The organism is Maritimibacter sp. DP1N21-5 (assembly GCF_019218295.1).
Lineage (GTDB): Bacteria > Pseudomonadota > Alphaproteobacteria > Rhodobacterales > Rhodobacteraceae > Maritimibacter.
Genome location: NZ_JAHUZF010000004.1, coordinates 24,523 through 50,633, shown reverse-complemented (window position 1 = coordinate 50,633; position 26,111 = coordinate 24,523). Strand labels below are relative to the sequence as shown.

The following is a 26,111-nucleotide window of genomic DNA, read 5'->3' as shown; positions in this document are numbered from 1 at the left end:
GATTGAAAAGGTTTCGCGCCAGACTTCGTCTGGCACGATCAACTGGGGAGGCTCTGCCTCCCCAGACCCCTCCGAGGTATTTGGGAAGCAGTGAAGGGGATCAGGCGCGCGCCGCCTCGCTATCCGACAGGATCATCCGGGCACGGGCGAGGAAATCGGCCTCGAGATCACCGCGCGCCTCGTTGAGCTTCGCGATATAGGCCTCGTTCTCCTGGGTCGGGATGGTCGGGTCATAGTGCTCGGCGGCGATGAGCATGCCGCTGCGGTCCATGTCGGCGAAGAGATCGGTGACCCGCTGCGCCTGATCAGGGGAATAGCCCAGCGCCTCGAAGGCGGAGCGGCCCATGCGCAAAGACGAGTCGTAGGTTTCCCGGATGATGTCGCGGCAGCCCGCATACCAGAGGTCGTAGACATGGTTGCGGTCGAGGGCGCGGGCCATGACGTGGATAGTCGGGTGGTTGTGGACGAGATGCTTCACGAGTTCGGTGATCTGCTCCTTGTCGTCGATGGCCACGACGAAGAGCTTGCAGCGGTCGATCCCGGCGGCGTGGAGCAGGTCCGCGCGCGTGGCATCGCCGTAGTAGGCTTGCACGTGGAAGCGTTTGAGCATCTCGAGCTGCGTTGAGGAATAGTCGATGACGGTCGGCGTCATGCCCGCACCGCGCAGCATCCGGGCGACGATGCCGCCGACCCGCCCGTGGCCCGCGATGATGATGTCGTTCTCTTCCTCGATCTCGTCCATCTCGCGGTCCTCGGTTTGCGAAAACCGCGGCGCGATGACCCGGTCGTAGAGGATGAAGAGCGCCGGGGTGAGCAGCATGGACAGCGCCACGACGAGGAGCAGGCGATCGGCGAGGTCGGTGGGAAGCACGCCATTGGCCACGGTGAAGGACAGGAGCACGAAGCCGAACTCGCCCGCCTGTGCGAGGCCGAGCGCGAAAAGCCAGCGATCCGCGCCCCGGACGCGAAAGACGATGGCGAGCGCGTAGAGCACGGCGCATTTGAGAAGGATCAGGCCGAGGGTCAGGCCAAGGATCACGGCAAAGCTCTCGGCGAGCAGGGCGAAGTTGATACCCGCCCCAACGGTCATGAAGAAAAGGCCCAGAAGTAGGCCCCGGAACGGGTCGATGTCGCTTTCGAGCTCGTGCCGGTATTCGCTGTTGGCCAGCACGACGCCCGCGAGGAAGGTGCCCAGCGCGGGCGACAGGCTGACGAGCGACATGAGAAGCGCGATGCCGATCACGAACATGAGCGCCGTGGCGACGAACAGCTCGCGCAGGTTGGCCGCAGCGATGAAGCGAAACACCGGGCCGACGACATAGGCGCCCGCGCCCACGACCGCCGCGATGGCCCCGACCGTGGCAAGCGCGACGCCCCAGCCGGGAAGCCCGTCGACGAGGGACAGGCCGCTGCCGTGGTCGCCCTCGGTGCCGTGGTGCAAAGCCTCGGTCAGCTCGGGAAGCGCGAGGAGCGGAATGAGTGCCAGCATCGGGATGACGGCGATGTCCTGAAACAGAAGGACCGAAAAGCTCGACTGTCCCCCGTCGGACCGCATGAGACCCTTCTCGCCGAGCGTCTGGAGCACGATGGCCGTGGACGACAGCGCCAGGACCAGACCCACGGTCAGCGCGACGGTCCAGACCTGCCCGAGAAGCATCGCAGCACCCATAACCACGGCGGCCGTGAGGACGACCTGCCCTCCGCCAAGGCCCAGAAGGCGCGCGCGCATGGCCCAGAGACGCCGGGGCTCGAGCTCCAGCCCGACGAGGAAGAGCATCATCACCACGCCGAATTCGGCGAAATGCTGGATCTGGATCACATCGACATGGAGCCAGGCCAGCACCGGGGAAATGACGATGCCCGCAAGGAGGTAGCCTAGCACGGACCCGAGCCCCAGGCGCGAGGCGATGGGCACGGCCACCACGCCGGCGATCAGAAAGACGAATGCAAGAAGAAGAAAGTCGGTCATGTGCGCGCCCCTTGGTCCCTTGGGTCAGCTTGGCGCAAAGGGACCGCGTCGCCTAGACCCGATGATAGGGCGATCCCGCAAGGATCGAAGCCGCGCGGTAGAGCTGTTCGGAGAGCATCACGCGCGCCAGCATGTGGGGCCAGACCATCTGGCCAAGAGAGAGCGCGGCATCGGCCCGGGCGCGCAAGCTGGGGTCGATCCCGTCCGCGCCCCCGATGACGAAGGCCACGTCGCCGCGCCCCTGATCGCGCCAGCCGGCCAGCTGGTCGGAAAACTCCGGCGAGGTCATGATCCGCCCGCGTTCGTCCAGCACGACCAGAACGGCGCCATCCGGCACGGCGCGGTCGAGCAACGCGGCTTCGGCCGGCATTCCGCCGCCCTTCTTGTCTTCGACTTCATGAAGCGTGAGCGGACCCAGACCAAGCGCGCGGCCGGTGCGGTCGAACCGGGTGACATAGTCGTCGATCAGCTCGCGTTCGGGGCCTTTGCGCAGACGCCCGACAGCGACGATGTGAATGCGCATGACAGCTCAGGCCCGGATCAGGTCCGCGCCGTCTTGGGGACCGCGTGCGTGTCCATCCACATCTTCTCGATCTGATAGAACTCTCGCACTTCCGGGCGGAAGACATGGACGATGACGTCGCCCGTGTCGATGAGGACCCAGTCGCCCTGATCCTTGCCCTCGAGCTTGGAGATGATGCCGAAATCCTGCTTGAGGTTGTCGGTCAGCTTCTCCGAGATCGCGGCCACCTGCCGCGACGACCGGCCAGAACAGACGATCATGTGATCGGCCATGGCGGATTTTCCGCGCAGGTCGATGGTCACGATGTCCTCGGCCTTGTCGTCTTCCAGCGAAGCGAGAATGCGCTCGAGCACTTTCTGGCTCGTCGGTTCAGCGGGCGTCGCGCTCATGTCGCCCGCACCTGCGGCCGCCAGGTCGGCCGCCTTCGTGTCAGTGTCCAGGACATAGTCCTCCTAATTTGAGCGCCTGTCTTATCCCGACGCGAGGATAGTTTAAAGGTATCATCCTCACGCGAATTTTCAATTCTCGGATTCCGTCGAATACGCCATATCACGCGGATCGTTCAGGTGGCGCACCTCCCTTTGCGGGAAGGGAATCGAGATGCCGTTCTCCTTGAACGCGTCCCAAAGCGCCAGATAGACGTTGCCCCGGATGTTCGTCAGCCCCCCGGTCGGGTCGTCGATCCAGAAGCGCAGGATGTAGTCCACCGAGGAATCGCCGAAGCCCACGATATGGCAGACCGGGGGGCGGAAACTCAGCACCCGCTTGACTGACGTCGCCGCCTCGATCGCCACCCGGCGCACCACATGGGGGTCGTCCTGATAGGCGGTCCCGAAGTAGATATCGAGCCGGACGAAGGCGTTGGTGTGCGACCAGTTCACAACCTGTCCGGTAATCAGGTCTTCGTTCGGGATCAGGTATTCCTTGCCGTCCCGCGTCACGACGCTCACGTATCGCGCGCCCAGTTGCTCGATCCAGCCGAAGGTGTCGCCAAGGCTGATCACGTCGCCCGGCTTGATCGACTTGTCGAGCAGGATGATCACGCCCGACACGAGGTTCGACACCACCTTCTGAAGCCCGAAACCGAGCCCGACGCCGATCGCGCCCGACAGGACCGCGAGTCCGGTGAGGTCGACGCCCACCACCCGCAACCCGATGAATATGGCCGCACCGAACAAGATCACCTGGAGGAACTTGATCGCGAGCACCTGCATCGAGGGCGAGATATCGTCGTTGCGCCGGATGCGAGCGGCGGAGTTGATCGACACGAACCGCGCAGCGAAAAAAAGCGCTCCCAGGATGACGATGGCCTGAATGATCATCCAGACCGACAGGCGCATGTCGCCCAGGTGAATGGCGAGACCGTCGAAGATCGTCACCGCCTCGTCGGTCAGGTTCATGAGCGACAGGGTGACCCAGATCCAGCCGGCCGTGCGCACAACGCCGCGCAGGAACGTATTGCCGATGAAGCGTGCCAGCACCGCGATGATGAGCCAGGCCAGCGCCATCTGCCCAATGATGCCCAGAAGGTAGGACCGCGAGGGCCAGGTGACCTCGCGCATGATCCAGACCACCGGCCAGATCGTCGCAACGAAGAGGATGAGCGACATGCGACGGTGCATCACGATCCCGAACCGCATCCGCCACGTGGGCCAGCCCTCGCGTGCCCTGAGCCATTCGTAATAGCGGGGCGCGACATAGCGGCGGGCGAGAACTGCGAAGGCGAGGATCGCGAGGGCGATGATGACCTGATAGGCGTTCCACGGTCGCAGGAGGCTTTGCACGAAGACCAGAGCCTGATCCCAGAGGTCGAGCGCGATGTCCTCTGGCGCGGGGCCCGGCGGAACCGGCGGGACCGGCCCGGAGCTGGCCGCCGGATCGCCGGGCGATTGCACCCGGATCGCGCCGGTATCCGTTTGTCCTGACGTGAAAAACCCTGTGGCCATCGCACTCCCTTTTCCACAGCGTAAGCGCTTCTCCGGCGCGGCGTCCAGTCCTGCCCGCCGGGCCATGTGACCGGACGTCAGCCCCGAACGGCGCGAAAACCGGTTGCGATTTCCGATCCCCGGACGAAGCTTGCAACCGAGGGAGGACATCATGACCGATGCACAGATCAAACGCGCCGGGCGCAACACCATCGCCGATGCGCTCGCCCGGGCCGCCGCACGGTTTCGCGACCGGACCGCGCTTCACTTCGCGGACCGGAGCTGGACGTTCCGCGAGATCCACGACGCCGCCGGCCGGGTCGCTGCGAGCCTTCTGGCGCAGGGGTTGCAACCCGGCGACCGGATCGCCGCCTACGGCCGCAATTCCGACGCCTATCTCGTCCTCTATCTCGCCTGCGCGCGGGTCGGGTTCATCCATGTCCCAATCAACTACGCGCTGGTCGGGCGCGAACTCGACTACATCCTCGACAACTCCGGCGCCGCCGCACTCTTCGTCGATCCGGGACTGGAAGCGAAGGCGGACGAGGTGCTGGCGAAGCGTGGACCGATGACGGTCTACGGGCGGCTCTTCGAAGGTGACGACGATATCCTGTCGCGTGCACGGGACGCGTCGATCACGGTGCCCGACGACCTTGGCGAGGGGATCGACCCCGAGGACCTTGTCCAGTTGCTCTACACGTCCGGCACCACGGCCGCCCCCAAGGGCGCGATGATGAGCCACCGGGCGCTGCTCGCCGAATACACCTCCTGTATCGTGGAATTGAACCTGTCCGGTGCCGACCGGGCGCTCGCCGGCCTGCCGCTCTATCACTCCGCTCAGATGCATGTCTTCACCGTGCCGCAGTTCCTTGTCGGGGCGACCACATGGCTCATCGAAGCGCCCCTGCCGGACCTTTGCCTCGAATTGATCGAACGTCACGGGATCACGTCATTCTTCGCGCCGCCGACAGTGTGGATCAGCCTCCTGCGCGCCAGGTCGTTTGACGACCGCGACCTGACCAGCCTGCAATACGTCTACTACGGCGCGTCGATCATGCCGGTTCCGGTGCTTCGGGAACTTCGCGAGCGGCTCCCCGGCGCGGCGCCCTACAACTGTTACGGCCAGTCGGAGATCGGCCCGCTCGCGACGGTGCTCTACCCCGACGAACATGACGCGCGCCCGGCCTCGGCGGGTCGTCCGATCTACAACGTCGACACGCGGCTGGTGGACGAGGAGATGCGCGACGTGGCCCCCGGCGAGCAGGGCGAGATCGTGCACCGCTCGCCGCAGCTTCTGTCGGGCTACTGGGAAAAGCCCGAGGCGACCGCCGAGGCCTTTGCCGGCGGCTGGTTCCACTCCGGCGACGTGGGAGTGATGGACGACGAAGGCTACATCACCGTCGTGGACCGCACGAAAGACATCATCAAGACCGGCGGCACCATGGTCGCCTCGCGCGAGGTCGAGGAGGTGCTGTTCACCCACCCCGCCGTTCACGAGGTCGCGGTGATCGCACTGCCCCATGACAAGTGGGTCGAGGCAGTGACGGCGGTCGTTGTTCTGCGCGAAGGCGGGACCGTGACCGAGGCGGAGCTCGTGGACTTCGCCAAGGCGGAACTGGCCGCGTTCAAACTTCCGAAGGCGGTGGTCTTCGTGGAGGAACTGCCGCGCAACACGGCGGGAAAGATCCTGAAGCGGCAGTTGCGGGACGAGCATGTGGGGTTGTTTGGCAGCGCGTAGCGACGCGCCCTCCCTCGGGTGGGCGCACCAACGCCCGTGGTCGCCGCATTGTCTCAAAAGCCCGGAAGACCTGCATCTGGTGACCGACAGCGACATGCGCCCTCCCGGGGGGAGGGAGTGCGCGTCGCGGGCTGGTCGCCCGCTCCAATCCCGGCCCCCATCGGCGAAGCCCACCCGAAACCCTTGCGAGACTCACCGCCAGGGCGTAAATGACCGCCCATGACACGTGTTTTCGATATGGATGATCGCGCGCGCCTGCCTTGGCGCTTTTTCGGCGCGACGCTGACAATTCTCGCCCGACTTTGATCGCGGCGACCTTTCCGCACGTCCATACTCATCACATTCGCCATTTCCCCTGAGGAGTTACCCATGGCTGGAAAAACGCTCTACGACAAAATCTGGGATGCCCATGTCGCGCATGAAAGCGACGACGGCACCTGTCTGCTCTACATCGACCGTCACCTCGTCCACGAAGTCACCTCGCCGCAAGCTTTCGAGGGCCTGCGCATGGCCGGCCGCACCGTTCACGCGCCGGACAAGACGATCGCCGTGCCGGACCACAACGTGCCGACCACGCTCGACCGCGTGTCGGGCAAGATCGACAACGAGGAAAGCCGAATTCAGGTCGAGGCGCTCGACAAGAACGCCAAGGACTTCGGAGTCCATTACTATCCCGTGTCCGACGTCCGTCAGGGCATCGTGCATATCGTCGGCCCCGAGCAGGGCTGGACCCTGCCCGGCATGACCGTGGTCTGCGGCGATTCCCATACGGCGACGCATGGCGCCTTCGGCGCGCTGGCCCACGGGATCGGCACCTCCGAGGTCGAGCATGTTCTGGCGACGCAGACGCTGATCCAGAAGAAGTCCAAGAACATGAAGGTCGAGGTCACCGGCAAGCTGCGCCCCGGCGTGACCGCCAAGGACATCACACTGGCTGTTATCGGCAAGACCGGGACCGCGGGCGGCACCGGTTACGTCATCGAATATTGCGGTGAAGCGATCCGCGATCTGTCGATGGAAGGTCGGATGACGGTCTGCAACATGGCCATCGAAGGCGGCGCGCGCGCCGGCCTTATCGCGCCGGACGAAACCACCTATGCCTATGTCAAAGGCCGCCCCCACGCCCCCAAAGGCGCCCAGTGGGAAGCCGCGCTGAACTGGTGGAAAACGCTCTACTCCGACGACGACGCCCATTGGGACAAGGTCGTGACGCTGAAGGCCGAAGAGATCGAGCCGGTCGTCACATGGGGCACCTCGCCCGAGGATGTGCTGCCGATTTCCGCCGTGGTGCCCGCGCCGGAGAGCTTCAAGGGCGGCAAGGTCGACGCGGCCCGTCGCTCCATCGAGTACATGGGGCTCAAGGCCGGTCAAAAGCTCACCGATATCGAGATCGACACGGTCTTCATCGGCTCCTGCACCAACGGCCGGATCGAGGACCTGCGCGCCGCTGCCGCGATCCTCAAGGGCAAGAAGATCAAGGACGGGATGCGCGCGATGGTCGTGCCCGGCTCGGGTCTAGTCCGCGCGCAGGCCGAGGAAGAGGGCATCGCCCAGGTGTTCATCGACGCCGGTTTCGAATGGCGTCTGGCGGGCTGCTCCATGTGCCTGGCCATGAACCCCGACCAGCTGGCCGAGGGCGAGCGTTGCGCGTCCACCTCGAACCGCAACTTCGAGGGACGTCAGGGCTACAAGGGCCGCACCCACCTCGTGTCGCCCGCGATGGCCGCCGCCGCCGCAATCACCGGTCGTCTCACCGATGTGCGTGAGATGATGTCCGAAAACGAACCCGCATAAGGACCTGCGAGAATGGAAAAGTTTGAAAAACTCACCGGCATCGCGGCGCCCATGCCGCTCGTCAACATCGACACCGACATGATCATTCCGAAGGTCTTTCTGAAGACGATCAAACGCTCGGGTCTGGGCGTGAACCTCTTTGACGAGATGCGTTATGACCGTCAGGGCAACGAGATTCCCGACTTCGTGCTCAACAAGCCGCAGTATCGCGAGGCAGAGATCCTGATCGCGGGCGACAACTTCGGTTGCGGCTCGTCGCGCGAACACGCCCCCTGGGCGATTGCCGATTTCGGCATTCGTTGCGTGGTGTCCACTTCCTTTGCCGACATCTTCTTCAACAACTGCTTCAAGAACGGCATCCTGCCGATCGTGCTGCCGGAAGAGCAGGTCGAAGTGCTGATGAAAGACGCCGAAAAAGGGTCGAATGCGCGGATGACCGTCGACCTCGAGGGCCAGACGATCACCACCTCGGAAGGCGAAAGCTTCGCCTTCGAAGTGGACGCCTTCAAGAAGCACTGCCTCCTGAACGGTCTCGACGACATCGGCCTGACGCTCGAGAAACAGGACGCGATCGCGGCCTTCGAAACGCAGGCCGCCCAGGCGCGTCCCTGGGTCTGATCCCCGGCGAACCGACCCGGTTAACGCTTAAAACAAGGCCGATCCGTTCACGCGGGTCGGCCTTTTCCCTTGTGCCTTCCTTCGTCAGTCCGGTGCCGAGGGCGCCGCATGCAAGCGCGCATCAGGCACAAAGTGCTGATTCTCGGTTCACCCATAGGAAACAACCCGGGGTCTTGCGCTCTTCCGTTTCGAAAAAGGTGACAATTCAAAGGCCCATCGCAAGGGAAACCCAAGAGATTCCGCCGGTCATACCGGTGTTCGGCGCGCCGAAACCCCATATTTTGTAGGGCCGCCCGGCGCACCCAACAGCCGGGAGTAGTTACCCCAACCCTGCCCAAATCCTGCCGCGTGATAGGTGCAGAAAAGCACCAGTTACTGCCCATTAACGCCAAGAATCCCCAGTCTATTCAGACCATTGCTTGCAGCAGGACGAGAAAGTGGGCAACTTTGTGTCAATCATAAGGCAGGCCGCCACAAATGGCGGACCCGGTTTGGAACAAGGTAAGCGGCATCGTATCGCGACCGTCCGAAACGAGGGATATAGGCAGTGACAAGTCGTCTGATAGGCGCGTTCATTCGCGCGGTTCTCGTCGTGATGCTTATCATCACGCCATCCCTCATGCTTCCCGGCATCCATCAGGAAACCGCACAGATCGTCGCGCTCGCCGCGATCTTCGCCTTTGCGCTCACGATCTTCGAATACGCCTCGACCTATCCCGGCCTCGTGGAGTTCCGCGAAGCCCCGCCGTTCAACCGCATCCGCTTTTTCAGCCTGATGGTGACGGTCTTCATCCTGTCGTCCGTGATGCGCGGCGATACCGACCCGACCACCTTCACCGCTTTCCTGACCGCCGTCGGGACGCTCATCGGGAATGCGCTCGATTTTCCCTATTCCCCTGTCCGGCTGATCACCCTCATGCTGCCCGAGAATGCCACGGTGCACGATATCCTGATGCTGCGCACGCAGGCGGGGATCGCCTATCTCATCTCGATCATCTCGCTCGCCGTCTTCCTGATCGTTCTGCGCGTGACCGGCTGGCCCAAACGCACGGGTAGTTTCAACGTCTGGGTCAATCTTCCGATGTTCGACCCGACCGCAGGAGGTGACGTTGTCGAGCGGCTCGAACGCGACGCACGGTTCAACGTGGCGCTGGGGTTCATCCTGCCCTTCCTGACACCGGCCGCGGTCAAGGCGGCCTCGGGCCTCTTCGGGTCCCTCTCGATCACCAATGACCAGACGATGATCTGGACGCTGGCTGCCTGGGCCTTCTTGCCGGCCTCGCTCTTCATGCGCGGCATCGCGATGCAGAGGGTCGCGAGCCTCATCACGGCGCAGCGCACTCGCAATGCGATTAGGTCCGGCGCGGCGGGGCTTCAACCGGCGTGATCCTCCCCTTGGCGTCCGTTGCAAAGACCGCTGTCGCGGTCGTGGTCTTTATCGGCCTGTCGCTTGCGGGACCTGCCCGGGCCGAAACCGTCCGCTTCGCCACCTACAACGCCGAACTCGTGCGCAAGGGGCCCGGCGTGCTTCTGGCCGACATCCTGACCGGGCAAACTCAGGTTCGCGCCGTGGCCGACGTCATCGCCGCGACCGCGCCCGACGTGCTGCTCCTGACCGGCTTCGACTGGGACCATGACAAGCGCGCCGCGACGGCATTTCAAACGCTTCTGGCCGAACGCGGCATGGACTTGCCTCACATTTTCTCGCCAAGGGTGAACGCCGGCCTGCCCTCGGACGAAGATCTGGACGGCAACGGATGGTATGGCGAAGCCCGCGACAGTCAGGGTTTCGGCACTTTCACAGGACAGGGCGGCATGGTGGTGTTTTCGAAGTACCCCTGGACCGGCGCCTGGGATTACTCCGACCTCCTCTGGCGCGACCTTCCGGGGAACATCGCGCCGGTGGTCGAAGGGGGGCCCTTCCCCTCGGAAGAGGCCGCCGCTGTCCAGCGCCTGTCTTCGGTCGCACATTGGCGCCTGCCGCTTGATATCGCGGGGCGCGAGGTGGATCTCATGGTCTGGCACGGCTCGACCCCGGTGTTCGACGGGCCCGAGGACCTCAACGGGCGGCGCGGCGCGGATGAGGCGACCTTCTGGCTCAAGCTCCTCGACGGCGCCCTGCCCTTCGATGCGCCCGAAGCGCCGGTGGTCCTCATGGGCGACGCGAACATCGACCCGGTCGATGGCGACGGGCGGCACGAGGCGATCCAGGCACTCTTGACGGACGGTCGGCTGCAGGACCCGAGACCGACCAGCGCGGGCGGCATCGAGGCCGCGAATGCCCATCACACAGGCGACCCGGCCACCGACACCGCCGATTTCGCCGATCCGACACCCGGCAATCTGCGCGTCGATTACGTGCTTCCCGATGCGCGCCTCACCATCGAGGGGGCCGGGGTTCACTGGCCGCCCAGCGTGGACCCGGCGCATGAGGTGGTGACCCAGGCGAGCCGCCATCGGCTCGTCTGGGTGGATGTCGCGATCCCCTAGACCAGCGCCTTGATCCCGGCGACATGCCCCGCGCTCGCGCCCAGTACATCCGCTGCGAGGACCCGGGCCTCGGCCAACGGGTCCTCCACGATCCGGTCGATGAGCCCCCAGGACAGCGCCTCCTCCGCCGGAACCTTCTGCCCCGCCATGAGGATCATCTTGGCCCGCGACGGCCCGACAAGCGCCGCCATCCGCTTCGGGTCCGAGGGTTGCGGGAGAAAGCCGAGCTTCATCACCGGATAGAAGAATTTGGCCCCCGGCACCGCGATCCGCAGGTCACAGGCCAGCGCCATCCCCATCGCGCCGCCCGCAAGCGTGCCATTGAGCGCCGCAATGGTCAGGATCGGTGCGTCATGAATGGCCCCCGAGAGCCGCTCCCAAAGCGGCGAGGTCGCCAATCCCGCTCGCGCCTCGTCAAGGTCGGCGCCCGCCGAGAACACCCTGCCCTCGCCGGTCAGGACCAGCGCCCGCGCCGTTCCCGCCGCCTCTTCCGCGATCTCGCACAGCTCGGTCAGCATCGCCCCGGTCAGGGAATTGGCCTTGTCAGGTCGCGCGATGGTGGCGATCCAAAGACCGCCGTCCTTTTCAAGCCGGATCATCGGATCAGCCCCACCGACCGCCGCACCCCTTCTTCGCGCAGCGACACCTCCTGCCCAAGCCAGGCGTCGCCCTCGGGTCCGCAAAGCCACAACAGACACCGCGCCGGCCACTCCGGCGGGATATGGTCGGACCATTCGAGCGCGGCGACGGGATTCCGACCGGAGGCCTTGATCTCGCGCTGCATTTCCGTCGCCACCGTTCCGGGTGACAGGCCGATGGCCCTGATACCGGCCTCGCATTCTTCCTTGTGAAGCGCCTGCGTCATCATGTGGACTGCCGCCTTGGAGGCGCAGTAATGGCTCCAGCCCTCCAGCGCGTTATGCGCGGCGCCCGAAGAAATCGTCAGCACCGTGCCTCCGCCCGCCGCGCGCATCCCCGGAAGAACCGCGCGCATCCCGTGGTAGACGCCCTTGAGGTTCACGTCGATCGCCTGACCCCAACCCGCCGGTTCACTGTCGCGCAGATGGGAAATCGGCTCGATCACGCCCGCGTTGTTGATGAGCACATCGACCGCGCCGAAACGCGCCACGGCCTGTTCGACCGCAGCCGCGACGCTGGCGTACTCCGCCACGTCGCAGGTCACGGCCATGGCCCGGTCCCCGATCTCGGCCGAGATCCGTTCGATATCGCCTGACGTGCGCGCAACCAGCACCACGTTCGCGCCAGCGTCGGCAAAGACCCGCGCCGCTGCCTCGCCGATCCCGCGGCTCGCGCCGGTAATCAGCACCGTCTTCCCACTCATATCCATAGCGCACCTCCGTTTTCTCCATGGCTAGCCCATGCGCCCTGCCTGCGCCACCCGCCCTTGCGGGATGCGCCCTGCGAGGCTACCTCAGGTGAAACCCGGAAAGGACGCACATGCAGGCTTCTCTCGACACCCTGACCCAGCAACTCCTCGAGGCCGCGAAGCGCGCCGGGGCCGACCGCGCCGATGCGATGGCGGTTCAGGGCACGTCGCTCTCCATAGACGTGCTGAAAGGGGCGCTCGAACATGCCGAACGCTCCGAAGGCATCGACATCGGCCTGCGCGTCATGGTGGGTGATCGGCAAGCGAACGTGTCGGCCTCGGACATTTCCGAGGCGACCATCGCCCAAATGGCCGAACGCGCCGTTGCGATGGCGAAAGAGGCCCCCGAGGACCCCACGATCCGGCAGGCCGATCCTTCGCGACTCGCCCGCGACTGGGATTTCGACGCGCTCGAAATCATGGACCCATCCGCCGAACCCGATCCCGCTGCCCTAGAGGCCGACGCCCTCGGTGCCGAGGCCGCCGCGCTCGCGGTGCAGGGCGTGAGCCAGGTGCAATCTACAAGCGCCGGCTACGGACGCACCGACATTCACATGGCCTTCTCGAACGGCTTCTCGGGCGGTTACGGGCGCACGACCCGTGCGGTCTCGCTCGCCGCCATTTCCGGCAAAGGCCCTGCGATGGAGCGGGAGTTCAACGGCGAAAGCCGCATCTGGCAGAAGGACCTCCCCTCCTCCGAGGAGATCGGCCGCATCGCGGGCGAACGCGCCGCCGCCCGGCAGGGCGCGAAACAGCCGCCGACGGGTCGTTTTCCGGTGATCTTCGATGAACGGGTGGCCTCCTCCATCGTCGGGCACCTTCTGTCTGCGATCAACGGCACCTCCATCGTGCGTGGCTCGTCGTTCCTGCGCGACAAGCTGGGCCAGATCGTCCTGCCCGAACAATTGTCGATCGTGGAAGACCCCCATCGCCCTCGCGCCACCGGTTCGCGCCCCTTCGATGGCGAGGGTCTTCCCACTACGAAACGCGCCTGGGTCGAGAACGGTGTGCTGACCGGCTGGGTCACTGACCTGTCCACCGCCGCCAAGCTCGGCACCACCAGCACCGCCAACGCCGGGCGCGGCACCGGGTCGCCGCCCGGCCCCGGCGTGTCCAACGTCACACTCACGCCGGGCGATATCTCGCCCAAAGAAATGATGCGCGATATCGGCACGGGCCTCCTCATCACCGGGCTGATCGGGTCCACCGTGAACATGAACACGGGCGACTATTCGCGCGGGGCCTCGGGGTTCTGGGTTGAGAACGGCGAGATTGCCTATCCGGTCAACGAATGCACGGTTGCGGGCGACCTCAACGACATGCTCAAGCGGATCATCCCGGCGAACGATGCCGAGGACCACAAGAGCCGCCGCGTGCCCTCGCTCCTGATCGAAGGGCTGACGCTTGCCGGGAGCTGACCTCGCCCTTCTGACCGAGGCCGCGCGTGCCGCGGGCGAGGTGGCGATGGGCTTCTTCCGCGCGCAGCCTGAAAGATGGGACAAGCCGGGCGGCCAGGGTCCGGTGACCGAAGCCGACCTCGCCGTGGACAACCTCCTGCGCGACACGCTTACCGCCGCGCGACCCGACTACGGCTGGCTGTCCGAGGAAACCCCGGACCACATCGACCGCCTGTCACGCGAACGCGTGTTCATCGTCGATCCTATCGACGGCACCCGCGCCTTCATCGACGGGGGCGAGACATGGTCGCATTCGCTCGCCATCGCCGAAGCCGGGCGGATCATCGCCGCCGTCGTGTTCCTCCCGGTGCGCGACAAGCTCTATGCTGCACATCTGGGTGGCGGGGCGACAATGAACGACGTGCCGATGGGGGTCTCGTCGCGGGATGATATTGCCGGCGCCTCGGTGCTCGCCGCCAAACCCATTCTCGAACCTTACCAGTGGATCGACGCCGTGGTGCCCCCGGTCGTGCGCAAGTTCCGCCCCTCGCTCGCCTATCGCCTCGCCGCCACCGCCGAAGGCCGCTACGACGCGATGATGGCGCTGCGCGCGACTTGGGAGTGGGACGTCGCCGCCGGATCGCTGCTGGTCGAGGAAGCGGGCGGCGTCGTCACCGACCGCAAGGGCGGCGCGCTTCGCTTCAACAACGAGGTGCCGCAACTGAACGGTATCGTTGCGGGAGGTGGCAGCGTGCAAACCGGACTGATCGACAGGCTGCTTTGATGCTATCATCAGGCATCACGATTGATCGGAGCCCCACCATGCGCCTTCTCCTCGCCGTCACGCTTTTCGCCGCCCCTGCCTTGGCGCAAGAGGGGTCCTCCTTCGATTGTTCGAAAGCCGAAAGCAGCGCCGAAGAAGCGATCTGCGCCACGCCGGACCTCGCGGCCTTGGATAGGCGGATCGCCGAGGTCTTTGCCCGTGCGCTCACCGTGGTCGACGCCCTCGACACCGGCGCTGAGGAGGCCCGCACCGCCCTTCAGACAGAACAGCGCGGCTGGATTGGCGGGCGGGACGACTGTTGGAAGGCAGAGGATCTGAAGGCCTGTATCGAAACCGCCTATCTCACCCGCGAAGGTCAGCTCACGGCGCGCTGGCTTCTGTCGGACCCTACCGGCACCACCTTCTGGCGCTGCGACGGTAATCTTGAGGTTGTGACGAGCTACTTCGACACGCCGCTTCCCTCCGTCCGCTTCGAAGTGGGGGACACCGTCGATACTGGCAGCCTGACGCGCACGGCTTCGGGCAGCCGCTACGACGGCAGCTTCGGGCGCTTCATCTGGATCAAGGGAAACGAAGCGACCTACCGCTCACCGGACCCGGATGGGCAGGAAACCCGCTGTGTGGCAAGCGATTGACGCGCCACTCATGTTAGCGGGACACAACGTCGATAACATGCATGAAATAAGGGCTTTGGTTTTCTCCGGTCAGCGCCTAACATCGGGTTGAATCGCACAGGAGACACCCGATATGGTCCAGACCCCGAAACGCCCGCTGACGCTGCGCGACGTGTCCGAAGCCTCGGGCGTGTCCGAGATGACCGTTTCCCGCGTCCTGCGCAACCGGGGCGACGTCTCGGATGCGACGCGCGAAAAGGTTCTCGAGGCGGCGAAGTCGCTGGGCTACGTTCCGAACAAGATCGCCGGTGCGCTGGCCTCCCAGCGCGTGAACCTCGTTGCCGTGATCATCCCCTCCCTGTCCAACATGGTCTTTCCCGAGGTGATGACCGCGATCTCCGACGTTCTGGACGACACGCCGTTGCAACCCGTGGTCGGGGTCACGAACTACCGCACCGACCGCGAGGAGAAGGTGCTTTACGAAATGCTGTCGTGGCGGCCCTCGGGGGTGATCATCGCCGGACTCGAACACTCGGACGCGTCCAAGGCGATGCTGCGCGGCGCGGGCATTCCGGTGGTCGAGATCATGGACACCGACGGCACCCCGATCGACAGCGCCGTAGGCATCTCCCACCGCCGGGCAGGACGGATGATGGCCGAGCGGATCATCTCCAAGGGCTACCGCAAGATCGGCTTCCTCGGCACCAAGATGCCGCTCGACCACCGCGCCCGCAAACGGTTCGAAGGCTTCACCGAAGCGCTCGCCAAGGCCGGGCTCGAGGTGATGGATCAGGAGTTCTACGAAGGCGGCTCCGCCCTCGCCAAGGGGCGCGAGATGACCGAGGCGATGCTGAAGCGCTCGCCCGACCTCGATTTCCTTTACTATTCCAACGACATGATCGGCGCTGGCGGGCTGCTTTACTGTCTCGACGCCGGGATCGACGTGCCGAACCGGGTGGGTCTCGCGGGGTTCAACGGGGTCGAATTGCTCAAGGGTCTTCCCAAGCAACTCGCCACGATGGATTCCTGCCGCGAGGAGATCGGGCGCCGGGCCGCCGAGATCATCGCCGAACGGGTCGAAGCCGCCGACGGCCGCGGCGAGGGCGTGAAGATCGAACTCACCCCCACCATCGACCGCGGCGACACGCTCCGTCCGAAGTCCCTCGACGCCGCCTACCCGGAATAAGTGGACATTCCGCCGCGATCAGGGCAAACCACCACACGGTCGGTCCCGTGGCTCAACTGGATAGAGCAGCCCCCTCCTAAGGGGCAGGTTGCAGGTTCGAATCCTGCCGGGATCACCAGTTTTCGATTGCGCGACGGACTCCCGTCGCGACAATAAGGACTGCAAGTAATTCGTGTTGGCCGGTTAATCTCTTGGCGACGCCAAACGGGAGCTTATGCTCAATCCCGAGGAAGCGGTTGACGCTCCTTTTGAAGCAACGATTCGGACTTACTACGGTCTGCAGGAGCCAACGACCAAACTATCGGTTTCTGATGGCTTGGATTTGATCCCTTTCAGAAATGTAGTCCGCTTTTGGACAATCACTTGCCGAGGTAGCGCGAATTCTCGGAGATCACGTAGCGGGCGCCCGACAAAGTCAGATGTCCATAATCGAATTGCATCAGTACCTCGTCAGGTGCGAAGAGCCGGCAAGCGCTGTCATCGCAGATTGTCCCGTACACGTCGACATAGGAAACTCCCGCCGCTGTCGCAAGTTGGCGCATCATTCCGTTGAGCTGATCTCGACCAGGCGTCTTTAACGCATCGAAATCGAACGCTTCCCCGGTCAGCCGACTGCGTGCAAGTAACTCGGGCAATACTCCCTCATACTCAACAGTCGGTCCAACGACAACGACCCGGTCCGCCAACTGCTTCAATGCCTCAAGCGTAGGCATCACATATTCCAGTTCAGCTTCTTCCCAGCGCCCTCCTAGGATCACCATGTCGACGCGACGAGACGGCAAGTACTCAGAAAACACCCAGTCTCTGAGATCAGTGCAGCGCTCCGCCCCCTTGGCACCGATCAATGCGCGGCAACCAGACGCTGTCGCTTGCATTACGTTTGCTCCGGGCATCGCTTCTTTCAGGGCGCCCCAATACTGGGCTGCATGGCTGTCGCCAATCAGAAGAACATTCTGCCGATCCGGATCAAACTTTATGCATTGTTCTTGATCGAACGAATCGAAGGTCCCATCCGCCTGTCCAATCAAACAGCTACCAGTGCGAAACTGCGCCGCGTAGTCGGGCCAAGACCGATAATCGGCAGTCGCCGCAATTCTCTGAACTTCGTTCGGAAAGGTGCGCCAATCCGTCATATTCGCTGCCGCTGAAACGCCGAGCGCAGCAAGAATTGCAAGTGTAGCGCCACCACCCAAGGTCACTCTTGGGGCTGACCAGGCCCTAGCGCGCCCAGATCGAAATGGTCTTTCTACAAAGTATGTTGAAAGAGCCCCCAACGCACAGGAGGAGATCAGCAGAGCGAACGTCTCGGTAGCTGATAAATCGTCTCCAGAAAACGCTCTCCAGAAGACAATCAAAGGCCAATGCCACAAGTATAGGCTGTAGCTAATCCTGCCGACCTCCACGAATGGTCTCGAAGAAAGAATCCAGCCAATCGCTCCATCTCCTCCCCATCCTATCAAGAGTGCCGCCCCGACAACGGGCGCCATAGCGTTCCAACCGGGAAAAGCGGAAGAACTATCCAGAAGAAACATCGGTGCCAGTGTGAAGGCCAAGCCCAAGGGGCCAAGAACCCGCAGTGAGACCAGCGTTCTTGGACGTCCTTGTCGAACCATTATTGCTAGTATAGCGCCGAGACCCAGCTCCCATGCCCGCGGTGGAAGGAGATAGAATGCGGTAGGCTGCTGCCTTGTGGTAAGAAAGATGCAGCCTAGTAATGACAGAATTATCAGGGCTGTGACAACTTGCAGCAGATAGCCACGTACAAACTTCATGATGACGAACAACAATGGCGGGAAGAAAATATAGAACTGCTCTTCAACCGCCAGAGACCACGTGTGTAGAAGTGGTTTCGTCTCAGCGGGCGCAGTGAAATATCCGGCATCATTCCAAAAAAAGAAATTTGCCGTGAAAGTAGCAGCGGCAACTATGGATTTTCCCGTCTCAATCCTTTCACTCTCGAAGAATAGGAAACTTGAAGCGACGAGTGTCACGATCAGAACGACCGAAAGCGCTGGCAGGATCCTAAGCATGCGCCTCTTGTAGAATTCCAGCAGTGAGTAGCGGCCGAACTCTATATCTTCCAGAAGAATGGTCGTTATCAGAAATCCACTGATCACGAAGAAGACATCGACGCCGACGTAGCCGCCCGAGAACAATGGAATTCCCAGGTGGAAGGCGACGACTGGAAGTACAGCAATGGCCCTGAGCCCGTCAATATGAGGTCTATACTTCATCTGGCGTCCAAGTTGCCTGCGTCAATTGCCGCCATAGAACCTACCTCACACGGCCTTGCAACACGATGTCACAAAGATTCAGAATCTACGCGCCGGTCTCGTCCATCTAGCGACCCTCGCAGGGCAGCACGACCGGGCGGATCACTCCACCCGGATGACGTTCTTGTCGATGGCCAGCATGTAGCCCCGGCGTGCGATGGTCTTGACCAGAAGTTCGGCCATCATCTGGTTGCCCAGCGCGTCGCGCAGCCGCTTGATCCGCGTCGCCCCCGCCGCTTCCTCGCAGTCCGAGGGATCGCGCCCGGAAATCAGCCCCTCGAGCTCTGCCCCGGTCAGCACGTCTTCATCCATCCGCGCCTCGGCCAGCACCGAGATCGTCTCGATCGCCGCTTCGGTCAGGCTGAACTCCATGTTGTTTAGCGACACCGTGCGCTGTTCGCGGTTGATCGCCAGTGACTTCACCGTGATTCCCGCCTCCTCAAGCTGCGCCATGCGCCGGTTCTGGGCGACGATGATCACCAGAAACACCAGTGCGGCCACCAGAAGCGCCGTGGCGAAGAGCATCAGGACGAAGATCACCACCCGGTAGCTGTTGAGCGTGTCGGAAAAGGCCGTGCCGGACTGGGCGAGGATCTCCAGAAGCTTGATCTCGGCCGCGCCGGTCAGCGCGTCGTTCTCGACGAAAAGCTGCTCGACTCGCGCGTTGAAGGCATTGGCGTCCGGCAGCGTGCGGAACAGGAAGACCGCCGCCACCGCGAGGATGAGCACGATCGCCCCGATGCCCAGCGCCACGACCCGGTTGCCGGGCATGGAGAACTCAGTAGCGGAGGAAGAATTCACCGGCACTCGCTTTCCTTTCCGCAAGACCCTGGTCGTCGAAGATGCCCAGCACATTGAGGAGCGTCCACCCCTCACGTGCAATACGGTCGGCCACCACGGGTCCCGCCGCCTCGGGCGAGGCGCAGGCCGCATCGGGCAGTTCGATGACCCCGTAATGCAGCTTCAGCGGATTGTCCTGCTTGGCCTTGTAATCGGCATAGCAGGCAGCGCCCGCCGTCGACCCCGCGACGCCAAGGATCAGGGCGGCCCCAAGGGCACGAAGGAAGCGGAGGAAAGATGACTGTGTCATGCGCCCGGGATGCATCCGAATTGCCTTGCTATCCAATAACACCCCCGCGTCGGACGCGCGATATCAGATGACAATGCGCCGTTATGGGTTAGCGGCGCGACTTGGCCCCATGCTCGGTCCATCAGCAACGGGTCATTCCGGCCCGCCCACAGAGAGGTACCGCCAATGTCCATCCTGTCCCGTATTACCCGCTCCGCCAGCGCCGCCGCCATCGCCGCCGCTCTGGCCCTTTCCCCCGCCGCCGCCACGCCGGCCCGTGCGGGAGACGCCGAACTGATCGCCGGCGCGATCGGCACCGTCGTGCTGGGCGCCATCGCGCTCAATGCCTATAACAACGCAGGCCAGGGCAACGGCGTGCGCGTCGCGCCGCAGCCCCAGCGCCAGCAGGTCCACCAGCCGCGTCGGGACCACGACTATGGTCGCCACAGTCGCACGCTGCCCTCGGCCTGCGCCATTCCGATCGGCCGTGGTCACAACCAGGGCCTCTATTTCGGCAAACGCTGCCTGTCGCAGAACTTCTCAGGCGCCCGGGCGCTCCCGGGTTATTGCGAGACCCAAATGGTCGACCGCCAGTCGGGCCGGGTGCGCAACGTCTATAACGGCTCCTGCCTGCAACGCGCCGGCTACCGGGTCGACGGCCACGGTGGCGGCCAGTACGGCGGTCACTACGGTGGCGGGCGCGGCAACCGCTAAGACACGTCGAGCAGCGGGCGGCACCTTATCCAGCTTTCAATGCCGCCTTCGACGGGGCGGGTGGCCTTCGGGCCCCCGCCCGATTTCCATTTGCATCGCCGCGCGCAATGGGCGAGCACAAGCCATGAACCTGGCTCCCGACTTCTCGTATGAAAGCGCCGCGCTGATCCGTGGCCATCTCCGCATCGCGGGCGTCGACGAAGTCGGGCGCGGACCGCTTGCCGGCCCGGTCACCGCCGCCGCCGTCGTGCTCGATCCCGCGCGGATCCCCGAGGGCCTGAACGACTCGAAGAAACTGAGCGCGGCGCGTCGTGATGCCCTGTTCGACGAAATCCTCGCCACGGCGCAGGTCGCAGTCGCCCATGCCACCGTCGAGGAAATCGACACCCACAACATCCTGCGCGCCAGCCATATCGCCATGCTGCGCGCGGTCGCCCTGCTCGACCTCGCGCCCGATCACCTGCTGATCGACGGCAACCTTCTGCCGCAGGGCTGCGTTCTGTCGGCAGAGGCCGTGATCAAGGGCGACGGCAAGTGCCTGTCGATCGCGGCGGCCTCCATCGTGGCGAAAGTGACGCGCGATCGCCTCATGGTGGACTTGGCGCAACAGCACCCGGGTTACGGCTGGGAGCGCAACGCCGGATATCCATCAAAAAGCCACATTTCGGCTCTCCAAGACCTTGGGGTGACCCCACACCATAGGCGATCCTTCAAACCGGTCCACAATATCTTGTGTCCACAAAAACTGTAACCCCCTGATTTAATAAAGAAATTGACCCCGGACTCCGTCTGACTCAAAGTTATCCACAACAAGGAGGCCGAAAACGGCCCCGGGGAACGAGGCAGACGAATGACGACCAAGACGACTGCGGAGGGCAAGACCCTGCCGCTGAACACTATTCTTGATGGCGATTGCATCGAGGTGATGAACAGCCTTCCGGCTGGCTCCGTGGACCTGATCTTCGCCGATCCTCCCTACAACCTTCAACTGAGGGGCGAGCTTCATCGGCCCGACAATTCCAAGGTCGATGCGGTGGACGATCACTGGGATCAGTTCGCGTCGTTCAAGGTCTATGACGACTTCACCCGTGAATGGCTGACCGCCGCGCGCAGGCTTCTGAAGCCGAACGGTGCGATCTGGGTGATCGGGTCCTATCACAACGTCTTCCGGATGGGCGCCGAACTTCAGAACCAGGGCTTCTGGATCCTGAACGACGTGGTCTGGCGGAAATCGAACCCGATGCCGAATTTTCGCGGCAAACGGCTCACCAACGCGCATGAGACGCTGATCTGGGCGTCGAAATCCGAGGAATCGAAGCCTACCTTCAACTACGAGGCGCTGAAGGCCCTCAACGAAGGCGTGCAGATGCGGTCCGACTGGGTCATCCCGATCTGCAACGGCGGCGAACGTCTGAAGGACGAGAACGGCGACAAGGCGCATCCGACGCAGAAGCCCGAGGCACTTCTCCACCGCGTGCTGATCGGCACCACGAACCCCGGCGACGTGGTGCTTGACCCTTTCTTCGGGACCGGCACGACCGGCGCGGTCGCCAAGATGCTGGGCCGCGAATACATCGGGATCGAACGCGAAGAAGCCTATCGCAAGGTCGCGACCGCGCGGATCGCGCGGATCCGGAAGTTCGACAAGGAGGCGCTGGAGACCACCGCGTCCAAACGGGCCGAACCCCGCATTCCCTTCGGCCAGCTCGTCGAACGTGGCATGCTGCGCCCCGGTGAAATGCTGGTCAGCCCGCGTGGCCAACTTGCCAAGGTGCGCGCCGACGGCACGCTCATTTCGGGCGAGGCGCGTGGGTCCATCCACCAGGTCGGCGCCTCGCTCGAGAACGCGCCGTCCTGCAACGGCTGGACATACTGGCACTTCAAGACCGAGGGCAAGACCGTGCCCATCGACGTGCTCCGTCAACAAATTCGCGCCGAAATGCGCTGAACGAGACGCCGGTTCCATCCGGCCAAGGCGTACCGCCTGTGCCTGTGGCCATAGCCACGGCACCACTCAACCCCGCCCTCGTGGCGGGGTTTTTTTGCATGGGGCTACCTCAGTTTTACCGCACCTGCGGCACCGGCAACTCGCCCCGCTTGTAAGGTCCCCAATCTTCGACTTCGGGATAATAGTCCCGCCGCCATTGCCGCACTTTCGGGTTCATCATCCGCCGCCAGACCGGCGGGATCATCGCGATGGTCGCCATGAGCGCGTAGCCATAGGGCAATTGCGGCGCGACGCTGTCCTCGTAAGTCTGGAGCAGGGGGAACCGGCGGGCGGGCTTGTAATGGTGGTCCGAATGACGCTGGAGGTTGATGAAAAGCCAGTTCGTCGCACGATGGTCGGCGTTCCACGAATGATGCGGTCGCACGGGTTCATAGCGCCCCTCGCCCAGATGCTTGCGGGTCAGACCGTAGTGCTCGACGTAATTCGTCAGCTCGAGCTGCCAGATCGCCACGATGGCCTGCACGAGGAACAGCCCGAGCCCGATCCAGCCCCCCAGGACCAGCGCACCGATCAGCGCGCCGCCCTGCAACGCCCAGTAGCGCCAGAACGGGTTCGCCTCGTCCCACGGCGACAGCTCGCGCCGCGCAAGCATGGCGGCCTCGGCGCGCCATGCCGAAATCGGACCTTCGCGCAGCACCCGGAAAAAGTAGCGATGGAAACCTTCGTTATACCGCGCCGTCACCGCATCGCGCCGGGTGCCGACCCAGGGGTGATGAACCAGCAGGTGCTCGGTGCGGAAATGGGAATAAAGCACGGAGGCCAGCAACAGGTCCGCGAGCCAACGTTCGAACTTGTCCTGCTGGTGGAGAAGCTCATGAGCATAAACGATGCCGATGGAGCCGGACATGACGCCCACGCCGACGAAAACGCCGACTTTCTCCCACCCGGTCAGGTGCTCGGCCCCCGGGATATAGATCAGCATCCCAACCTGCACCGTGGCCTGCACCGGAAACCAGATCCAGGTAATGAGCTTGTACCAGAAGAGATGCGCGTCGCCGCCGGAGGGGCCTGGGTTCTCGGTGTTGTGACCCAGAAGCCGGTCGAGCAGGGTAAAGAGCCACCATGTTCCCGCGATGGGCAGGAGGAGCGCCCAGCCGCCGTAGGCCGCTGAGAGGAGCACGAGCGGCACCACACCCAGCGACAGCCAGAAGGGTGCGGCGTGCCGGAAATCGACTTTGGCGGGTTCGCTCATCTGACCCTCATTCTGCTCGCCGAAAGCCTACGCCCTAGGCCCGGACGAGACAACCGCGCCCCTCAACCCGCGTCGAAATGACCGCGCGCCAGATCATAGGCCTTGCGCATCACCGTGGGCAGGTCCGAAGGGGCGAGGCGTGTGAAATGCCCCCGGTCAGGGACCGTGTCCATCGGCAGCGTCGCGACCCTGAGCGACAGGATCAGATGGAAATGCGTGAAGGTATGGCGCACCTCGCCGCCCGGGTCGTGCCAGTCGCCGGGCACGGGCGGCTTCTCCACGGCCACCTCGCCCCAGTCCGCGCCCGGCCAGCCCAACATGCCGCCCAGAAGCCCCTTGTCGGGCCGCGTCTCGACCAGCCATGCGCCATCTTCGCGCCGGCCGACATAGGCCACGCCATGGCGGATGGGTTTGGGCTTCTTCGCCTCGCGGGCGGGCAGATCGACCTGGTCGCCTACCGCGCGGGCCTGACAACCGTCCCGCCACGGACAGATCCCGCAGGCAGGCGACTTCGGCGTGCAGATCGTCGCGCCAAGGTCCATGACTGCCTGCGCGTAATCGCCCGGCCGGTCCTGCGGGGTCAGCGTTGCGGCGAGGTCGCGCAGACGGGGCTTCGAACCCGGCATCGGATCGGTGACATGGAACACCCGCGCCATGACTCTTTCGACATTGCCGTCCACCACCGTCTCGGCCCGGTCGAAGGCGATGGCCGAGATGGCGGCGGCGGTATAGGGTCCGATCCCCGGAAGCGTCATCAGCCCCTCGCGCGTGCCAGGAAACTGCCCACCGTGATCGGCGCTCACCACACGCGCGCATTTGAGGAGGTTGCGCGCCCGGGCGTAATATCCAAGCCCGGCCCACTCCCCCATCACGCGGGCATCGGGCGCCGCGGCAAGGTCATCGACCGTCGGCCAAAGCGCCGTGAACCGAAGGAAATAGGCGCGCACGGCCGCCACGGTAGTCTGTTGCAGCATGACCTCGGACAGCCAGACGCGGTAGGGGTCCGGCATGATACCGGCAGCGCGATCAGCCGGGCCCACACGCCACGGCATCTCGCGGGCATGGCGGTCATACCACGCCAGAAGCGCGTCCGGCTTCACCCCGCTCTCACACATGTTTTATCCTTTTGAAACCATAATCCACATGGCGCGCGCACGTCCCTTTCCCTAGTATCCGCCCTGACATGGAGAGACCAGTGACCGACGCCCCCACCTCCAATGGAACCGGCAAATCGACCCGCCGTGAACGCACGACGCGGGGCTTTGAACGCACGTCCAAGCTCCTTGGCGGCCGCATTCGCGCGGCGTCGGAGAGCCGGGGCTTCGCACAGTCGCGGCTGCTCACCCATTGGGAAGAAATCGCAGGCACCGCCATCGCGGCGATCTGCCGCCCGGTCGAGGTTTCCTATGGCCGTCAGGGGTTCGGCGCGACGCTCACGCTGCTGACGACGGGGGCGAATGCGCCGATGCTCGAGATGCAGAAGGAGCAGCTTCGGGAAAAGGTCAACGCCGCCTACGGTTACGCCGCAATCAGCCGCATCCGCCTGACCCAGACCGCGCCCACCGGCTTTTCCGAAGGACAAGCGCAGTTCGCCCCGCGCACGCCCGAGACGGCCAAGCCGGACGATCCCCAGATCGCCGCCCGCGCCCATGACACGGCAACGGGTATCCAGAACGACGACCTGCGCGCGGCGCTCGAAGCGCTGGCGGCAAACGTCTTCACCAAGAACTCCCAGAAGCAATGAGGCAGACCCCATGAACAAAATCATCCCAATCGCCGTCGGCGTCGGCATCGTCCTTGGCGGCGGCGCATGGCTCGCCACATCGGGCAGCAACAGTGCGGCGACGACCACGTCGCTCTCCCCCGTGACCGCCGCCGTGGCGCAGGACGCCGATATCGAACTGGCCCCGGCCTTCACCTTGGGCCAGGAAGACGCGCCGGTCGAGATCATCGAATACGCCTCTTTCACCTGCCCCCATTGTGCCGACTGGCATGACCGCTCCTGGGACAACCTCAAGACGGAATACATCGACACTGGCATGGTGAAATTCACCCAGCGCGAGGTCTATTTCGACAAGTATGGTCTCTGGGCCGGCCTTATCGCCCGCTGCGGCGGCGAGTCGAAGTATTACGGCATTTCCGACATGATCTTTGAAGGTCAGAAGGACTGGATCGGCGACGGGCAGGAAGCCACGATCCTCGAGAACCTCAAGACCATCGGCAAGAAGGCCGGGATGGAAGAGGCGCAGCTCGAGACCTGCCTGAACGATCAGGCCGCCGCGCAAAGCATGGTCGCCGCCTTCCAGACTTACGCCGCCGAGGACGAGGTGCAGGGCACGCCCACCTTCTTCATCAACGGCGAGCGTCATTCCAACATGACCTGGGAAGACATGAAGGAAATCATCGACGCCGAACTGGCAGGGTGATCTC

25 protein-coding genes and 1 tRNA gene are annotated in these 26,111 nt (G+C 64.0%); 15 read left to right on the top strand and 11 right to left on the bottom strand.

The window, feature by feature from the left end; genetic code table 11:
• Positions 1-100 precede the first annotated feature (100 nt).
• From KJP29_RS04675 to KJP29_RS04660, 4 genes are all read right to left on the bottom strand, one after another.
• Entirely contained in the window at positions 101-1,969 is a 1,869-nt protein-coding gene (locus tag KJP29_RS04675) for a cation:proton antiporter (RefSeq protein WP_218462414.1), read from the bottom strand.
• A gap of 52 nt (positions 1,970-2,021) precedes the next feature.
• Positions 2,022-2,492, bottom strand: coding sequence for a 23S rRNA (pseudouridine(1915)-N(3))-methyltransferase RlmH (rlmH, locus tag KJP29_RS04670; protein WP_218462413.1), 471 nt, complete (start codon positions 2,490-2,492; stop codon positions 2,022-2,024).
• Positions 2,493-2,509: 17 nt separating this feature from the next.
• Positions 2,510-2,881, bottom strand: a complete 372-nt coding sequence (rsfS, locus tag KJP29_RS04665) for a ribosome silencing factor (protein WP_218462412.1) — start codon at positions 2,879-2,881, stop codon at positions 2,510-2,512.
• Positions 2,882-3,010: 129 nt separating this feature from the next.
• Positions 3,011-4,438 carry a mechanosensitive ion channel family protein gene (locus tag KJP29_RS04660; protein ID WP_218462411.1) on the bottom strand — a complete coding sequence of 476 codons (1,428 nt, stop codon included), beginning with the start codon at positions 4,436-4,438 and terminating at the stop codon, positions 3,011-3,013.
• A gap of 151 nt (positions 4,439-4,589) precedes the next feature.
• Here KJP29_RS04660 and KJP29_RS04655 point away from each other — a divergent pair, with 151 nt between their 5' ends.
• From KJP29_RS04655 to KJP29_RS04635, 5 genes are all read left to right on the top strand, one after another.
• Positions 4,590-6,155: a fatty acyl-CoA synthetase gene (locus KJP29_RS04655; protein ID WP_218462410.1), complete on the top strand. Its 1,566-nt coding sequence runs from the start codon at positions 4,590-4,592 to the stop codon at positions 6,153-6,155.
• Between the two features lie 369 nt (positions 6,156-6,524).
• Positions 6,525-7,949: a 3-isopropylmalate dehydratase large subunit gene (gene leuC / locus KJP29_RS04650; protein WP_218462409.1), complete on the top strand. Its 1,425-nt coding sequence runs from the start codon at positions 6,525-6,527 to the stop codon at positions 7,947-7,949.
• 12 nt (positions 7,950-7,961) lie between these two features.
• Positions 7,962-8,567: a 3-isopropylmalate dehydratase small subunit gene (gene leuD / locus KJP29_RS04645; protein ID WP_218462408.1), complete on the top strand. Its 606-nt coding sequence runs from the start codon at positions 7,962-7,964 to the stop codon at positions 8,565-8,567.
• 547 nt (positions 8,568-9,114) lie between these two features.
• A complete protein-coding gene (locus KJP29_RS04640) occupies positions 9,115-9,954 on the top strand; it encodes a hypothetical protein (protein WP_218462407.1) in 840 nt (279 codons plus the stop codon).
• An 8-nt stretch (positions 9,955-9,962) separates the two neighbouring features.
• Positions 9,963-11,057, top strand: coding sequence for an endonuclease/exonuclease/phosphatase family protein (locus KJP29_RS04635; RefSeq protein WP_218462406.1), 1,095 nt, complete (start codon positions 9,963-9,965; stop codon positions 11,055-11,057).
• Here KJP29_RS04635 and KJP29_RS04630 read toward each other — a convergent pair.
• On the bottom strand, positions 11,054-11,656 hold the full coding sequence (locus KJP29_RS04630; protein WP_218462405.1) for an enoyl-CoA hydratase/isomerase family protein: 603 nt from the start codon (positions 11,654-11,656) through the stop codon (positions 11,054-11,056). The two genes, KJP29_RS04635 and KJP29_RS04630, sit on opposite strands and share 4 nt — an antisense overlap.
• Positions 11,653-12,405: an SDR family oxidoreductase gene (locus tag KJP29_RS04625; RefSeq protein WP_218462404.1), complete on the bottom strand. Its 753-nt coding sequence runs from the start codon at positions 12,403-12,405 to the stop codon at positions 11,653-11,655. The genes KJP29_RS04630 and KJP29_RS04625 overlap by 4 nt, the downstream gene beginning before the upstream one ends.
• A 110-nt stretch (positions 12,406-12,515) precedes the next feature.
• On the opposite strand from KJP29_RS04625, the gene KJP29_RS04620 reads away from it, so the two are divergent.
• From KJP29_RS04620 to KJP29_RS04600, 5 genes are all read left to right on the top strand, one after another.
• Positions 12,516-13,862, top strand: coding sequence for a TldD/PmbA family protein (locus KJP29_RS04620; RefSeq protein WP_218462403.1), 1,347 nt, complete (start codon positions 12,516-12,518; stop codon positions 13,860-13,862).
• The gene (locus KJP29_RS04615) at positions 13,849-14,625 is read left to right on the top strand and encodes a 3'(2'),5'-bisphosphate nucleotidase CysQ (protein ID WP_218462402.1); all 777 of its coding nucleotides are present in this window, start codon (positions 13,849-13,851) and stop codon (positions 14,623-14,625) included. Before KJP29_RS04620 ends, KJP29_RS04615 begins: the two co-directional genes overlap by 14 nt.
• 38 nt (positions 14,626-14,663) lie before the next feature.
• Positions 14,664-15,260 (top strand): MliC family protein, encoded by a 597-nt coding sequence (locus KJP29_RS04610; RefSeq protein ID WP_218462401.1) that lies wholly within the window; start codon positions 14,664-14,666, stop codon positions 15,258-15,260.
• Positions 15,261-15,372: 112 nt separating this feature from the next.
• Positions 15,373-16,425: a LacI family DNA-binding transcriptional regulator gene (locus tag KJP29_RS04605; RefSeq protein WP_255553440.1), complete on the top strand. Its 1,053-nt coding sequence runs from the start codon at positions 15,373-15,375 to the stop codon at positions 16,423-16,425.
• 41 nt (positions 16,426-16,466) lie between these two features.
• Positions 16,467-16,543, top strand: a tRNA-Arg gene (locus KJP29_RS04600).
• 241 nt (positions 16,544-16,784) lie between these two features.
• Here KJP29_RS04600 and KJP29_RS04595 read toward each other — a convergent pair.
• The 3 genes from KJP29_RS04595 to KJP29_RS04585 all read right to left on the bottom strand — a co-directional run bounded on the left by KJP29_RS04595 (position 16,785) and on the right by KJP29_RS04585 (position 19,788).
• Positions 16,785-18,659 (bottom strand): acyltransferase family protein, encoded by a 1,875-nt coding sequence (locus KJP29_RS04595; protein ID WP_218462400.1) that lies wholly within the window; start codon positions 18,657-18,659, stop codon positions 16,785-16,787.
• Between the two features lie 141 nt (positions 18,660-18,800).
• Positions 18,801-19,469 carry a hypothetical protein gene (locus tag KJP29_RS04590; protein ID WP_255553439.1) on the bottom strand — a complete coding sequence of 223 codons (669 nt, stop codon included), beginning with the start codon at positions 19,467-19,469 and terminating at the stop codon, positions 18,801-18,803.
• A gap of 7 nt (positions 19,470-19,476) precedes the next feature.
• Entirely contained in the window at positions 19,477-19,788 is a 312-nt protein-coding gene (locus tag KJP29_RS04585) for a hypothetical protein (RefSeq protein ID WP_255553438.1), read from the bottom strand.
• A 165-nt stretch (positions 19,789-19,953) separates the two neighbouring features.
• On the opposite strand from KJP29_RS04585, the gene KJP29_RS04580 reads away from it, so the two are divergent.
• The 3 genes from KJP29_RS04580 to KJP29_RS04570 all read left to right on the top strand — a co-directional run bounded on the left by KJP29_RS04580 (position 19,954) and on the right by KJP29_RS04570 (position 22,429).
• Positions 19,954-20,481 (top strand): hypothetical protein, encoded by a 528-nt coding sequence (locus tag KJP29_RS04580; RefSeq protein ID WP_218462398.1) that lies wholly within the window; start codon positions 19,954-19,956, stop codon positions 20,479-20,481.
• A gap of 124 nt (positions 20,482-20,605) precedes the next feature.
• Complete coding sequence (locus KJP29_RS04575) at positions 20,606-21,232, top strand: ribonuclease HII (RefSeq protein ID WP_218462397.1); 627 nt, start codon at positions 20,606-20,608, stop codon at positions 21,230-21,232.
• A 99-nt stretch (positions 21,233-21,331) separates the two neighbouring features.
• A complete protein-coding gene (locus KJP29_RS04570) occupies positions 21,332-22,429 on the top strand; it encodes a site-specific DNA-methyltransferase (RefSeq protein ID WP_218462396.1) in 1,098 nt (365 codons plus the stop codon).
• A 115-nt stretch (positions 22,430-22,544) separates the two neighbouring features.
• On the opposite strand, the gene KJP29_RS04565 is transcribed toward KJP29_RS04570, so the two are convergent.
• Both KJP29_RS04565 and mutY read right to left on the bottom strand, forming a co-directional pair.
• Positions 22,545-23,681 (bottom strand): alkane 1-monooxygenase, encoded by a 1,137-nt coding sequence (locus KJP29_RS04565; RefSeq protein ID WP_218462395.1) that lies wholly within the window; start codon positions 23,679-23,681, stop codon positions 22,545-22,547.
• 62 nt (positions 23,682-23,743) lie between these two features.
• A complete protein-coding gene (mutY, locus tag KJP29_RS04560; protein ID WP_218462394.1) occupies positions 23,744-24,796 on the bottom strand; it encodes an A/G-specific adenine glycosylase in 1,053 nt (350 codons plus the stop codon).
• A gap of 80 nt (positions 24,797-24,876) precedes the next feature.
• On the opposite strand from mutY, the gene KJP29_RS04555 reads away from it, so the two are divergent.
• Together KJP29_RS04555 and KJP29_RS04550 are read left to right on the top strand one after the other, a co-directional pair.
• Complete coding sequence (locus tag KJP29_RS04555) at positions 24,877-25,425, top strand: DUF721 domain-containing protein (protein ID WP_370630834.1); 549 nt, start codon at positions 24,877-24,879, stop codon at positions 25,423-25,425.
• Between the two features lie 10 nt (positions 25,426-25,435).
• The gene (locus tag KJP29_RS04550; protein ID WP_218462392.1) at positions 25,436-26,107 is read left to right on the top strand and encodes a DsbA family protein; all 672 of its coding nucleotides are present in this window, start codon (positions 25,436-25,438) and stop codon (positions 26,105-26,107) included.
• Positions 26,108-26,111 lie beyond the last annotated feature (4 nt).

What these genes read in the sequence shown, in the direction of transcription:
- mutY (WP_218462394.1), bottom strand. Translation starts at nt 24,796, where the DNA reads ATGTGTGAGAGCGGGGTGAAGCCGGACGCGCTTCTGGCGTGGTATGAC.
- KJP29_RS04590 (WP_255553439.1), bottom strand. Translation starts at nt 19,469, where the DNA reads ATGCCCGGCAACCGGGTCGTGGCGCTGGGCATCGGGGCGATCGTGCTC.
- KJP29_RS04595 (WP_218462400.1), bottom strand. Translation starts at nt 18,659, where the DNA reads ATGAAGTATAGACCTCATATTGACGGGCTCAGGGCCATTGCTGTACTT.
- KJP29_RS04630 (WP_218462405.1), bottom strand. Translation starts at nt 11,656, where the DNA reads ATGATCCGGCTTGAAAAGGACGGCGGTCTTTGGATCGCCACCATCGCG.
- KJP29_RS04565 (WP_218462395.1), bottom strand. Translation starts at nt 23,681, where the DNA reads ATGAGCGAACCCGCCAAAGTCGATTTCCGGCACGCCGCACCCTTCTGG.
- KJP29_RS04585 (WP_255553438.1), bottom strand. Translation starts at nt 19,788, where the DNA reads ATGACACAGTCATCTTTCCTCCGCTTCCTTCGTGCCCTTGGGGCCGCC.
- KJP29_RS04655 (WP_218462410.1), top strand. Translation starts at nt 4,590, where the DNA reads ATGACCGATGCACAGATCAAACGCGCCGGGCGCAACACCATCGCCGAT.
- KJP29_RS04550 (WP_218462392.1), top strand. Translation starts at nt 25,436, where the DNA reads ATGAACAAAATCATCCCAATCGCCGTCGGCGTCGGCATCGTCCTTGGC.
- KJP29_RS04625 (WP_218462404.1), bottom strand. Translation starts at nt 12,405, where the DNA reads ATGGATATGAGTGGGAAGACGGTGCTGATTACCGGCGCGAGCCGCGGG.
- KJP29_RS04575 (WP_218462397.1), top strand. Translation starts at nt 20,606, where the DNA reads ATGAACCTGGCTCCCGACTTCTCGTATGAAAGCGCCGCGCTGATCCGT.
- leuC (WP_218462409.1), top strand. Translation starts at nt 6,525, where the DNA reads ATGGCTGGAAAAACGCTCTACGACAAAATCTGGGATGCCCATGTCGCG.
- rlmH (WP_218462413.1), bottom strand. Translation starts at nt 2,492, where the DNA reads ATGCGCATTCACATCGTCGCTGTCGGGCGTCTGCGCAAAGGCCCCGAA.
- KJP29_RS04580 (WP_218462398.1), top strand. Translation starts at nt 19,954, where the DNA reads ATGTCCATCCTGTCCCGTATTACCCGCTCCGCCAGCGCCGCCGCCATC.
- KJP29_RS04675 (WP_218462414.1), bottom strand. Translation starts at nt 1,969, where the DNA reads ATGACCGACTTTCTTCTTCTTGCATTCGTCTTTCTGATCGCCGGCGTG.
- KJP29_RS04605 (WP_255553440.1), top strand. Translation starts at nt 15,373, where the DNA reads ATGGTCCAGACCCCGAAACGCCCGCTGACGCTGCGCGACGTGTCCGAA.
- KJP29_RS04660 (WP_218462411.1), bottom strand. Translation starts at nt 4,438, where the DNA reads ATGGCCACAGGGTTTTTCACGTCAGGACAAACGGATACCGGCGCGATC.
- leuD (WP_218462408.1), top strand. Translation starts at nt 7,962, where the DNA reads ATGGAAAAGTTTGAAAAACTCACCGGCATCGCGGCGCCCATGCCGCTC.
- KJP29_RS04610 (WP_218462401.1), top strand. Translation starts at nt 14,664, where the DNA reads ATGCGCCTTCTCCTCGCCGTCACGCTTTTCGCCGCCCCTGCCTTGGCG.
- KJP29_RS04620 (WP_218462403.1), top strand. Translation starts at nt 12,516, where the DNA reads ATGCAGGCTTCTCTCGACACCCTGACCCAGCAACTCCTCGAGGCCGCG.
- KJP29_RS04570 (WP_218462396.1), top strand. Translation starts at nt 21,332, where the DNA reads ATGACGACCAAGACGACTGCGGAGGGCAAGACCCTGCCGCTGAACACT.
- rsfS (WP_218462412.1), bottom strand. Translation starts at nt 2,881, where the DNA reads ATGAGCGCGACGCCCGCTGAACCGACGAGCCAGAAAGTGCTCGAGCGC.